The organism is Mesorhizobium sp. M1066, from assembly GCF_040318635.1.
In the GTDB taxonomy this organism is placed as follows: Bacteria; Pseudomonadota; Alphaproteobacteria; order Rhizobiales; family Rhizobiaceae; genus Mesorhizobium.
On record NZ_JAMYMR010000008.1, the window covers coordinates 84,559 to 96,483 of the forward strand.

Consider the following 11,925-nt stretch of genomic DNA (forward strand, 5'->3'; position numbering starts at 1 on the left):
ACCCGCCAGTTCTTGTCGATCGGCCTATTCCCCACGCAGATAGGCAATCACCACATCGGCCGCGATGGCCGACATGCGCATGCCGACATCCCTGGTGATGTCGCCTTCGACGCGGCTCTGCACCCAGCCAAGAAAGGCGAAGGCGCGCAAGGCCGAAAACAGCGGCAGCGCGGCGATGTCGCGCGCCGTCAGCTCCCGCTCCTGCCGATAGCCGTCGAGCAGAGCGGCCTCGATCAGCGGATAGATCGCCTCCTCGCGGTTCTGGTACAGCGCGACGGCAAGGTCGTACATGTGCCAGCCATGGCCGCAATCGTCGAAGTCGATGATGCGGATCGCGCCGTCATGGACGAGCACATTCTCGCGCACCAGGTCGGCGTGGATGATGCCGAAATTGCGGGCGCTGCGTTCATGCTCCGACAGCGCCTCCACGGCCTTTTCCCGCGCCTGGAAAACCAGCTCGCGACGAGGGCCGTCGAGGAAGGGCGAGGTCTCGAAACGGCCCCAAATCGGGTTCGCACCGAAGAAGCCGTCGAAATCCCAGGCATGGCGGGCAAAGCCGGCGGGCGGCGTCCAGGCAGACGTGACATTGTGCATGTGGGCGATGGTTCGCCCCATCGCGGTAAAGACCTGTCTTGCCTGCTCGGGCGTAAAATCCAGCGGCACGCCTCGCGCGCCGACGGCGCGGCCTTCCAGCCAGCTCAAGCAATCGACTTGACGGGGTTGCACTGAGGCGTTCTCGCTGACAAGCACGAACAGATCGCCGGCCGGCGTGGCGACCGGCGAGGGTGTGGCGACGCCGGCCGATTGCAGAAAGCCCATCCATTGCAGTTCCGAGCGCAGGGCGGCATCCGTGTGATAGCCAAGCCGATGAATGCGCATGGCGGCCGGCTGGCCGTTGGATAAGCGGATGCGGAAGACCGCGTTCTCGCGGAATTTCAGCAGCTCCGGCTCACAATCACGGATACCCCAATGGGCGAGCGCACGCCTGGCGAGCGCCGTGACGTCCGCTGCCGTCTCGGGCCCGGATTGCGCGGAAACAGCGTTCACGCCTTCACTCCGCCGACTTCACCCAGCACCTCGTCGAGGACGCCGATCATTGCGTCGGCATTGTCGCGCGAGAACGGCATTGGCGGGCGGATCTTCAGCACATTGCCGTAGATGCCGGTCTTGCCCATCAGCACGCCGCGGTGGCGCATGCGGTTGGCGACCTGCTCGGCAATGTCGGGCGCCGGCTCGCGCGTCTCGCGGTCGTGAACCAGTTCGGCGCCGAAGAACAGGCCGGCGCCCCTGACCTCGCCGATGCATTCATGGCGCTCGGCCAGCGGGCGCAGCAGACCGAGCGCATAGGCGCCGACATCGCGTGCGTTGGCGACGAGATCTTCCTGCTCGATGACGTCGAGGACGGCATTGGCCACCGCGCAGGAAACCGGATTGCCGCCAAAGGTGTTGAAGTAACGGAAAGCGTTGCGGAAGGTCGCCAGGATCTCCCCAGTGGTGACCACGGCGGCGACCGGATGGCCGTTGCCCATCGGCTTGCCCATGGTGACGATGTCGGGAACGAAGCCGGCGCGCTGGTGGCCCCAGAAATGGCTGCCGGTTCGGCCGAAACCGGGCTGCACCTCGTCGGCGATGACCAGCCCTCCGGCGTCGCGCACCGCGCGCATGGCATCGTCGAAGAAGCCGCTGGGTAGCGTCGGAAAGCCTTCATTGGCGAGCAGCGGGCAGAGGATGATGCCGGACAGGCCGATGCCGTCCTCTTCCAGCGAGGCGATGGCTTCGCGCACCGCGTCGCCAAAGGCTTTGCCGTTGGCCATCGCATCCGGATGGCGGTAGCTGTCGGGCGCCGGCACCAGCCTGACATTGCGGGCGCGGCCGCCGACCGGCGGCATGCGGGTGCTGAGCTGCGAAACCGCCGTGGTGTTGCCATGGTAGGTGGCGTCGGTGGCGATGATGCCCATGCGGCCGGTTGCGGCCTGCGCCATGCGCAGCGCGATGTCGTTGGCCTCGCTGCCGGTGCAGGTCAGGATGGCGGTCGACAGGCTGGCATCGAAGGTCGCGGTCAGCCGCTCGACATAGTCGAGGATGGCGGTGTGCAGGTAGCGCGCGTGGGTGTTGAGCAGGCTTGCCTGCCGGCACAAGGCCTCGCCCACATGCGGGTGGCAGTGGCCGACATGCGCGACATTGTTGTAGGCGTCCAGATATTTGCGGCCGTCGGCATCGTAGAGCCAGACGCCTTCGCCGCGCACCAGATGCACGGGCTCGTCGTAGAACAATTGCGATTTCGCGCCAAGCAGGCGGGAACGCCGGCTAACCAGTGCTTCTTGCGATTGACTCATTGCGTCTTGAAACTCCGTTGTGTCCAGCTAATCGTCAGACCTTCGACAGGCCGGCATCCAGCGCTTCGCCGATCTTCGTCACGTCGGCGGCGGTGATGATGAGCGGCGGCGACAGGATGATGGCGTTGCCCGACACGCGCAGCATGACGCCGGCCTCATAGGCGGCCTCCGAAACCACGGCCATGGTCTTCTTGTCGGCCGGCTTTTTCGTCGTGCGGTCCGAGACCAGCTCCAGCGCCGCCATCAACCCCTTGTACCTGACATCGCCGACGATCGCATGCCTGGCCTTCAGCCCCTCCAGCACGGCCGCGAGTTCGATGCCACGCGCGGCCGCGTTCTCGTTCAGGCGAAGCCGCTTGGTCTCGGCAAGCGCCGCCAGCCCTGCGGCGCAGCCGACCGGGTGGCCGGAATAGGTATAGCCGTGGCCGATCGCACCAAAACTGGTCTTGTCGGCCTCGAAGACATCGGCGACTTTTCCGCCGATCAAGGTCGCGCCGAGCGGGAAATAACCTGACGTGATCGCCTTGGCGATGGTCATGAAGTCCGGCTTCACGCCGGACAGACGCGAACCCGACCATGCGCCGGTGCGGCCGAAGCCCGTCACCACCTCGTCGGCGATCAGCAGGATCTCGTGGCGGTCGCAGATTTCGCGCACCAGCGGCATGAAGCTCTCATGCGGAACGATGACGCCGCCGGCGCCGAGAACCGGCTCCATGATGAAAGCGGCGATGGTGTCGCCGCCCTGGAAGGCGATCTCGTCCTCCAGCGCCCTGGCGCAGAGTTTTGCCAGCCGCACTGGGTCGGTCTCATCGAACGGGTTGCGGAAGGTCCAAGGCGCGGGAATGTGGAAGACGCCGGGCAGCAGCGGCTCGTAGTTGCGGCGGAAATTGGCGTTGCCGTTGACCGAGGCGCCACCGAAATGCGTGCCGTGGTAGCCCTTCTTCAGCGCCAGGAACTTGGTGCGGTCGGCCTGGCCGCGGATCTTCCAATATTGCCTGGCCAGCCGAAGTGCCGTTTCGACCGAATCCGAGCCGCCCGAGGTGAAGAAGGTCCGCACCATGCCTTCAGGCTCGAACCATTCAGCGAGTTCGTAGGCGAGTTCGATCGACGGCCCGGTCGAGGTGCCCCGAAAACCGGAATAATAGGGCAGCGCGCCAAGCTGGTCGGCGATCGCCTTCTTGATCGGGGCGCAGCTGTAGCCGAGATTGACGTTCCACAACCCGCCGACGGCATCGAGCACGGTGTTGCCGGCGATGTCGGTGACCATCACGCCCTCGCCCTTCATGATCACCTTTGGCGGGTTGGCCCGCATCTCGGCCGGATGCGCCATTGGGTGCCAGATCGGCTTGGCGTTGGTCTCGGTGAGGAAATTGATGTCGCGCATGAAAGGGCTCCGCAAAATCTCAGGCTGCTGAAACGAGGTCGAAATGGCCGAGTGCTTCGGCATAGGATTGGGCCGGGTGAGCAACGTCGAAATGAACCGTGCGCATGCCGGCAGCACAGCCGCCATCGACATTGCGCCGCTGGTCGTCGACGAGGACGCAGGCGCCGGCCGGCAGGCCGAGCGCCTCGGTGACGAAGGCATAGGCGCGCGGATCGGGCTTGAGGATGCCGGTGTAAGTGGCGTCGGTGATCACATCGAAGAAGCCGAGCAACGGCAGCCGCTGGCGGAAGTCGGCCCCGTAGAACAGGTCGAGTTCATTGGACAGGATGGCCAGCCGAAAGCCGGCCGCATGCACCGTGCGAATGGCGCTGTCAGCTTCGGGCCGCACCACCTTTTCCGGCTCCGCGCCACGCGCGCGCCGGACGAAGGTTTCCATCGCCTGCCAGTCCTCGCCGATGAGCTGACCGACCTCACTGGTGCGGGAGCGCCAGTAGTCGCGCTCGCTGATCTCGTCGGCTTGCATCGCGCGCCACAGCGGATCGCTGTCAGGATCGAACGGCCCGCGCCATTGCAGCGTTCCAGGCGCAAGGCCGAGCGCCTGTTCGGTCAAGGCGTGGGTCTCGAACAGTGTGCGGGTGACGACGCCGCCGAAATCGAGGACAAGCGCCTGGGCGGGAACAGCACTCACGCGGCCACTCCCTTGGCCGGCTTGCCGCGCGGGACGATGCCTTCCTCGACCCAGCGGTCGAAGATTTCGAGCGCCTTGCCGACGAAGTCGTCGCTGTTGATGTGGGCGTCGATCTCGTGGAACTCGACCCCCACGGGAATCGCCCTGCGCATTTCCTCGGAGAAGGCGGCCAGGGCTTCGGGCTCATAGAGCGGCTCGCCCTGCGTATCCCATTCCTGGATGCCTCCGGTTGGCAGGATGAAGGCGGAGCGGCCTTTCGCGGCACCGAGCTTGGCGGCGATGGTCCTGGCGACCTGGCGGCGATCGTCGGCATCGACAGTGACCGAAGCAATCAGCCTGTTGTGGGCATGAAACGGCCGCGTCGAGAATCTAGCCGGCAAATCCTGCCAGGTCGGCAGGTCGACCATATCCACCGCGCCGGGTGCGGCGATCTGCGGAATGCCGCGAGCGCCGGCATTTTCCAGCCGGTCGGCGCCGGAACTGACGACGGATCCCGCGAGATGATTGGTGATTTCCTGCAGGCTGAAGTCGAAGACCGCGCAGAAATGATCTTGGCCGGCGATCGATTCGAAGGCGCGGCCGCCCATTCCGGTGGTGTGGAAGACGGCAACGTCATAGCCGCGCCGTTCCAGGGCCGGCTTCAGCGTCTTCATGTAGCGCAGGCAGCTGCTGCCGAGCGAGGTCATGCCGATGGTCGGCCCCGGTGCCTGCGCCGACGCGCGAGACGCCAGTACGATTTTAGCCGCGCCGACGACCGCACCGCAGGCCTGCGACAGGACCAGCTTGCAGATGTTGTTGAGGCCGTACAGTCCGCCCGCCCAGAGGATCATCATCAGGTCGGGGGCGACGCGCTCTGGCGGGATGAGGTGAGAATAGGCGATGGTCGAGACGACGAATTTCGGCACGCCGAGCGGCAGGCAAAGCGCCACGTCGAGCGCCAGATCGGTTCCCATGGAGCCGCCTATGGCAATGAAGGCGTCGATCTCGCCACTTTGATGGAGCTTGCGCACCAGTTGCACGGCGCCGCCGGCCATCAGCGTCATGGCCGTGTTCTCGTCACCGCTCGAAACGATCTCGGCGATCGTCACATCCACCGCCCGCGCCACGGCATGCTTGTCGTGATCCGGGCTGTAGGGCGGGTCGCCCAGCACGCTGACATCCATCATCACGGCGCTGCCGCCCGACGCCTCGATGCACTCTCTCATGAACAGCAGCTCTTCGGCCTTTGTGTCGCCGGTGCCGATGACCAGGATGCGGGGCGCTGTCTCCGAGGGCATCAGGCCTGCCTCCTCAAGATTTGCAGGTTTTCGCCGTTGAGGCGCATGGAAATCTCCCGTGCCGCCTCCCTCACGGCAAGTCCCCGCTCCGTGATCGCGGCTGCCGTCGTTCTGGCCTTTGGCGCCGCCACCGCGATGGTGCCGAGCGCAAAGCCATCCGCCCCGCGGATTGCCGCCGCGACGCTGATCACACCTTCCTCATAGCCCTGGTCGCAGATCGAATAGCCGCGCTCGCGCGCCTCGCCCGTGGATCTGGAGATGGCGGCCGGCTCGATCAGCGTATGGGTCGTGAACGCGTCGAGCGAACCCGTCAGGCACGCCTTGACGGCCTCGTCGCGTGCAAAGGCCAGATAGGCGATGCCCGACGCGGTCGAATGCAGGGGCAGCAACTGACCGATGTCGATGTTGACCCGGTTCGCCCATGCCGGATGCTCGACATGGACGGTGACCAGCCTGTCGACGCCGAATTCCGACAAATGCACGGTCTCGGCCGTCGATGCTGCCAGGTCCCGCACCAGCGGAACAGCTGTCTGCAGGAAGGGAAAGCGCGCTTCGCGGATGCGCGCCAGCCGCGACAGGCCGGCGCCGAGGCGATAGTGCCGCGTGCCGATATCCTGCTCGACAAAACCATGGCCGGCCAGCGCAACCAGCAGCCGCCGTGTCGTCGCCTTGTCGAAGCCCGAGCGGCGCGCCAGATCGGACAGGCCGAGCTCGGGCTCGTCGACGCTGAACAGCTCCAGAAGCGAGATCGCTTTTCCGACCGTACTCAAATTTGCCTCCCGGTTCCGGGCAATCATTTAACGTGTGAATTAACTTGACAGGCATCGGCATTGTTTGCAAGTCTATATTCAAAATAACGGTTCAAATAATGAACCGATCACCAGAGTGCATGGGACAGGCCATTCGGCCGGCGAGCCTGAGGGTTTGCAAAAGGAGGGATCAATGACAGCAGTTGCAGAACAGGCGCCGGCCAACAGGCTGCGCAAGAACAGTCTTGGCGTCGGCGCCATCACCTTCATGGTGATTTCGGCGGCCGCCCCGCTCACGGCAGTCGCCGGCGGCACGCCGCTCGGCATGCTGATGGGCAATGGCGCCGGCTTTGCCGGCACCTATCTGATCGTGACGGTGCTGCTGCTTTTGTTCGCGGTCGGCTATGTCGCCATGTCACGCCATGTCGGCAATGCCGGCGCCTTCTATGCCTATGCCGCGCGCGGCCTCGGCAGCATGGCCGGCGGTGCCACGGCGCTGATCGCCATCCTGTCCTACAATGCCATGCAGATCGGGGTCATGGGCCTGCTCGGTGCCGCGACATCAGGCCTGTTCGCCGGCTGGGGCATCAATTTGCCCTGGTGGGTTTGGAGCTTCATCGCCATCGCGCTGGTCGCCGTGCTCGGCTACCGGCAGGTCGACCTCTCCGCCAAGATCCTGACGGTGCTGGTGCTGTGCGAATATCTTGTGGTGCTGGTCCTCGACATCGCCATCCTCAAGACCGGCGGCGATAGCGGCCTGTCGGCGGCGCCATTCAGCTGGAGCCAGATCGTCAGCGGCTCGCCGGCCATCGCCATCCTGTTCTGCTTTGCCGCCTTCATCGGTTTCGAGGCGACGACGATCTATGCCGAGGAGGCACGCGATCCAAAGATCACCATTCCGCGCGCCACCTATTTCTCGGTCGTGCTGATCGGCGTCTTCTACATGCTCACGGCATGGCTGATGGCGGTCGGCGCCGGTGTCGACAAATTGCTGCCGACGCTGCAAGGGCTGCAGGATCCGACGACCTTCCTGTTCGGCCTGTCGGATCGTTACGCCGGCACGATGCTGTCGCAGGCGATGAGCATCCTGTTCGTGTCGAGCCTGTTTGCCGGCGTGCTGGCGTTCCACAATGCGGTTGCCCGCTACATTTATGTCTCGGGCCGCGAGAAGCTGTTGCCGCAGACGATCGGCGTGACGCATGCGGAGCACCAGAGCCCGCATGTCGCCTCGGTCATCCAGAGCGTGCTCGCCGCGGTCGTCGTCGGCCTGTTCGCCGTGCTCGGCCTCGATCCGGTGCTGGCGCTGTTTTCGTGGCTGACCAATGTCGCGACGCTCGGCGTCATCGTGATGATGGCGGTGGCCTCGCTTGCCGTAGTGATGTTCTTCCGCGCCAATCCATCGACGCAGGAGAACGCGATGAAGACCACCATCCTGCCCGGGCTGACCTTCATCGCCTTCGTCATCATCATCTATTTGATCGTCATCAATTTCGGCAGCCTGTCCGGGGCCAGCGGTTTCCTGGGCGTGTTCCTGCCGGGGCTGGTGCTGATCGCCGCGATCATCGGCCTGCTGCTGGCCAGCGCGCTGAAGAGCCGCGATCCGGTCGCGTTCAAAAACCTCGGCCAGCCGCTAAAAGATTGAGGAAAGCAAAGGGGCGGCGTGCCACGCCGCCCCTTACACCACAAAGGGGAGTGGCGGCCTTGAGCTTTGCCGAAAATATCACCGTCGAGGCATTGGAAGCAGATCCCTACCCGATCTATGCAGAACTCAGGCGCAGTGCGCCGGTCACCTTCGTGCCGGCGGTCAATCTGTGGTTCGTCACCCGCTGGAAAGATGTCGAGAGCGTCGCCAAGTCTCCCGACATCTTCTCCGCCGTCGTTGGTTCGTCTCCGGTCGAGCGCTCCTTCGGCAAGCCGACCATCCTGACCACCGATGGCGAGACGCACAAGCAACTGCGCCAGGGCGTCGACCCGAAATACCGGCCGCGCACCGTCGCCGCCTATGCCGGCGACCTCGTGCGGTCGATCGCCGAGCCTTTTCTCGACCAAATTGCGGAGCGCGGCTCGGCCGAGCTGATGGCCGACTATTTCGAGCCGGTGTCGACGCTCAGCCTGGCGCGCTCGCTCGGCCTTGCCGACATCGAGATGCCGACGCTGCGCCGCTGGTTCTACGGCCTTGCCCAGGGCGCCATCAATTTCGAGAACGACCCGAAGCGGCAGGGGATCGCCGACGCAATCAGTGCCGAGGTTGGCGACGCCATCCTGCCGACGCTGGAAAGACTTGCGCGCCAGCCAGATGACTCGGCGCTGTCGCATATGCTGCATGACGGCATGCCGGAAGGCACGGCGCGCCCGATCGGCTTCCTGATGCCGAGCATCAAGGTCATCCTGCTCGGCGGCATGCAGGAGCCCGGACATGGCGCCGGCTCGATCCTGGCCGGCCTGCTTTCGCATCCCGAACAATTGCGGCAGGTGCTCGCCGGTCCCGAGACCTTTGTGCCAAAGGCTGTCGATGAAGGTTTGCGCTGGGTGGCGCCGATCGGCACCCAGACGCGGCAGACGACGCGGGCGGTCGAGCTTGGCGGCGTGACGATCCCCGCCGGGGCTGCCGTCGCCGCCCTCGTCTCTTCGGCAAGCCGCGACGAGAGCCGCTTTGCTAATCCCGACAGTTTCGACATCAACCGCGATGAAGGCAATCATGCCGCCTTCGGCTTCGGCCATCATTTCTGCTCGGGCCGGTTTTTCGCACGCGAGCAGATGTGCCTTGCGGTAAGGCTGTTGCTCCAACGCTTCCCCGATCTCAGCCTTGTGCACGGCAGGGAACCGGTGTTTCGCGGCTGGGAATTCCGCGCGCCAACCACATTGCATGTGTCCCTGGGAGTTCGTCATCCATGATCAGTCAGAATGCCATCGACACGCTGCGCAAGACGGAGATCGGCGCGCGGGGCCTGTTCATCGATGGCGCACAGACCGAGGCTACAAGCGGCGAAACCCTGCCGGTGACGTCGCCGGTTGATGGCCGCCCGTTTGCCAGTATCGCCGATGGCAACGCCGCCGACATCGACCGCGCCGTCAAGTCGGCGCGCAAGGCGTTCGAGAAGGGCTCGTGGTCGCGCTCAGCACCCGCCTTTCGCAAGAAGGTGCTGACGAAATTCGCCGAGCTGATCGAAAAGCATGCCGACGAGCTCGCCGTGCTCGGCGTGCGCGACAATGGTACCGAGATCGGCATGGCCTACAAGGCCGAACCGCTGTCGGCGGCAGGCACCATCCGCTATTATGCCGAGGCGATCGACAAGGTCTATGGCGAGATCGCGCCGACGGCCGACAATGTTCTGGGACTGATCCACAAGGAGCCGCTCGGCGTCGTCGGCGTCATCGTGCCGTGGAATTTTCCGCTGATGATCGGCGCCTGGAAGATTGCGCCGGCGCTGGCCGCCGGCAATTGCGTGGTGGTCAAGCCCCCGGAAATCGCTTCGCTCACGCTGCTGCGGCTGGCCGAACTGGCAAGCGAGGCCGGACTTCCCGCCGGTGTGCTCAATGTCGTCACCGGCCGTGGTTCGGTTACCGGCGAGGCGCTCGGCCTGCATATGGATGTCGACGCCATCGCCTTCACCGGTTCCGGCCCGGTCGGCCGGCGGCTGCTCGAATATTCCGCTCGCTCCAACCTGAAACGCGTCTTCCTCGAACTCGGCGGCAAGTCGCCCAACATCGTCTTTGCCGATGCTCCCGACCTAAAACAGGCGGCGGGCGTCTCGGCCAACGGCATTTTTCGCAATTCCGGCCAGGTCTGCGTCGCCGGCTCGCGCCTGCTCGTCCAGGCGTCGGTCTATGACCGTTTCATGGACGAGCTTCTCCAGGCAACGACCCGGCTGAAAGTCGGCGACCCGCTCGATCTCTCCAGCGACATCGGTGCGGTGTCGAGCGCCGAACAGCTGGACAAGAACCTCGGTTTCGTCGCCAGGGCCACGGAAGAAGGTGCCCGTCTGGTCACCGGCGGCGAACGGATACTGACCGAGACCCGCGGCAGTTACATGGCGCCGACGATCTTCGAGAACGTCACGCAAGACATGCAGCTTGCGCGTGAGGAGGTGTTCGGGCCCGTACTCGGCGTCATGCGCTTCGAAACCGAGGAGGAGGCGGTTCGGCTTGCCAATTCGACCGTCTACGGGCTTGCCTCCGCGGTGTGGACCGCCAACCTCTCCACCGCGCATCGCATGGTGCGCGCCATCAATGCCGGCGTCGTCCACGTCAACACCTATGGCGGCGCCGACATCACCGTGCCGCTCGGCGGCGTCAAGCAGTCCGGTTTCGGCCGCGACAAGTCGCTGCACGCGCTGGAGAAATATTTGGAACTGAAGACGGCGTGGATCGCGCTTTGAGCCTGGCGTCTGCGCCGGTTTTTCCGAGGGTCCGATCTTGCTTTCGAAGCCCAGCGGATCCCATCGTAGCCCGCGGCGATCGATTCAATGGCGTCTCATTCTCCCTCACCCGAAAATTTTGAGAGAATATTCCCGGCTTTGGCGAGAACGGCGAAAGGCGTTCTTTGATAAACTTGATAGAATTTCTGAGGATGTAACCAAGGCTAGGCAATCCGCCTTGCTGCCATGACTTCACAACCGCAGAGATCAATCATGTCCGACTTCAAGAACACTTTGCCATCTTCCTTAGGGTCAACCATCAACCGGCGCAGCGGCTTGGCTCTGCTGTTCGCATCGGCCGTCGCGATTGGCAGCCTGATGGCGCCCGGCGCATCGTTCGCCGAGGACAAGAAGGCGATCAAGGTCGGCATCATCAGCGGCGAGGACGAGGATGTCTGGCGCGTCGTCGTCGCGCAGGCGGCCGAAAAGGGCCTCGCCATCGAGACCGTGGTGTTCAACGACTACACCCAGCCCAACGAGGCGCTGGAGCGCGGCGAGATCGACGCCAACGCCTTCCAGCACCAGCCCTATCTCGACAACCAGATCAAGACGCAAGGCTACCACATCGTCCGCGTCGGCTACACCGGCGTCTGGCCGATCGGCCTCTATTCGAAGAAGTTCACCAAGGTCGCCGACCTGCCCGAGGGCGCGGTCATCGGCGTGCCGAACGACCCCTCCAACGAAGGCCGGGCGCTACGCGTGCTGGAGAATGAGGGCGTGATCAAGCTGAAGGACGGCACCGGCATTCTGGCCACCACCGCCGACATCGCAGAGAATGCCAAGAAGGTGGTGATCAAGGAACTCGACGCCGGCATCGTCGGCCGCTCGGTCGAGGATCTCGACGCGGCCGTGGTCAACACGGACTGGGCGCTGAAAAGCGGCCTGACGCCGGAAAACCGCATCGCGCAGGAGCCCATCGCCGACAATCCCTACCGCAACTTCATCGCGGTGAAGACCGGCAACGAGAACGAGGCCTGGGTGAAGACGCTGGTCGCCTCCTATCAGAACGAGGCGGTGAAGGCCGAGTTCGACAAGGTCTACAAGGGCACCGGCCTCAGCGCCTATTGATCCGA

10 protein-coding genes are annotated in these 11,925 nt (G+C 64.5%); 4 read left to right on the forward strand and 6 right to left on the reverse strand.

The features are described from left to right. Nucleotides 1–24: 24 nt before the first annotated feature. The 6 genes from NKH52_RS13865 to NKH52_RS13890 are packed head-to-tail and all read right to left on the reverse strand — an operon-like array spanning nucleotide 25 to nucleotide 6,455. Nucleotides 25–1,047 carry a phosphotransferase enzyme family protein gene (locus NKH52_RS13865; RefSeq protein WP_352730271.1) on the reverse strand — a complete coding sequence of 341 codons (1,023 nt, stop codon included), beginning with the start codon at nucleotides 1,045–1,047 and terminating at the stop codon, nucleotides 25–27. After that, nucleotides 1,044–2,336 carry an aminotransferase class III-fold pyridoxal phosphate-dependent enzyme gene (locus tag NKH52_RS13870; protein WP_352730273.1) on the reverse strand — a complete coding sequence of 431 codons (1,293 nt, stop codon included), beginning with the start codon at nucleotides 2,334–2,336 and terminating at the stop codon, nucleotides 1,044–1,046. The genes NKH52_RS13865 and NKH52_RS13870 overlap by 4 nt, the downstream gene beginning before the upstream one ends. 34 nt (nucleotides 2,337–2,370) lie before the next feature. Beyond that, complete coding sequence (locus NKH52_RS13875; RefSeq protein ID WP_352730275.1) at nucleotides 2,371–3,720, reverse strand: aminotransferase class III-fold pyridoxal phosphate-dependent enzyme; 1,350 nt, start codon at nucleotides 3,718–3,720, stop codon at nucleotides 2,371–2,373. A 19-nt stretch (nucleotides 3,721–3,739) separates the two neighbouring features. Next, nucleotides 3,740–4,408, reverse strand: coding sequence for an HAD family hydrolase (locus tag NKH52_RS13880; RefSeq protein WP_352730277.1), 669 nt, complete (start codon nucleotides 4,406–4,408; stop codon nucleotides 3,740–3,742). Next, nucleotides 4,405–5,685 carry a Tm-1-like ATP-binding domain-containing protein gene (locus NKH52_RS13885; protein WP_352730279.1) on the reverse strand — a complete coding sequence of 427 codons (1,281 nt, stop codon included), beginning with the start codon at nucleotides 5,683–5,685 and terminating at the stop codon, nucleotides 4,405–4,407. The genes NKH52_RS13880 and NKH52_RS13885 overlap by 4 nt, the downstream gene beginning before the upstream one ends. Continuing rightward, nucleotides 5,685–6,455 (reverse strand): IclR family transcriptional regulator, encoded by a 771-nt coding sequence (locus tag NKH52_RS13890; protein WP_352730281.1) that lies wholly within the window; start codon nucleotides 6,453–6,455, stop codon nucleotides 5,685–5,687. The genes NKH52_RS13885 and NKH52_RS13890 overlap by 1 nt, the downstream gene beginning before the upstream one ends. 172 nt (nucleotides 6,456–6,627) lie before the next feature. On the opposite strand from NKH52_RS13890, the gene NKH52_RS13895 reads away from it, so the two are divergent. The 4 genes from NKH52_RS13895 to NKH52_RS13910 all read left to right on the forward strand — a co-directional run bounded on the left by NKH52_RS13895 (nucleotide 6,628) and on the right by NKH52_RS13910 (nucleotide 11,920). After that, on the forward strand, nucleotides 6,628–8,076 hold the full coding sequence (locus tag NKH52_RS13895) for an APC family permease (RefSeq protein WP_352730283.1): 1,449 nt from the start codon (nucleotides 6,628–6,630) through the stop codon (nucleotides 8,074–8,076). Between the two features lie 59 nt (nucleotides 8,077–8,135). Next, complete coding sequence (locus tag NKH52_RS13900) at nucleotides 8,136–9,329, forward strand: cytochrome P450 (RefSeq protein ID WP_352730285.1); 1,194 nt, start codon at nucleotides 8,136–8,138, stop codon at nucleotides 9,327–9,329. Further along, nucleotides 9,326–10,813: an aldehyde dehydrogenase gene (locus tag NKH52_RS13905; protein WP_352730287.1), complete on the forward strand. Its 1,488-nt coding sequence runs from the start codon at nucleotides 9,326–9,328 to the stop codon at nucleotides 10,811–10,813. The genes NKH52_RS13900 and NKH52_RS13905 overlap by 4 nt, the downstream gene beginning before the upstream one ends. A 252-nt stretch (nucleotides 10,814–11,065) precedes the next feature. Next, the gene (locus NKH52_RS13910; protein WP_352730289.1) at nucleotides 11,066–11,920 is read left to right on the forward strand and encodes a MetQ/NlpA family lipoprotein; all 855 of its coding nucleotides are present in this window, start codon (nucleotides 11,066–11,068) and stop codon (nucleotides 11,918–11,920) included. Nucleotides 11,921–11,925: the final 5 nt, after the last annotated feature.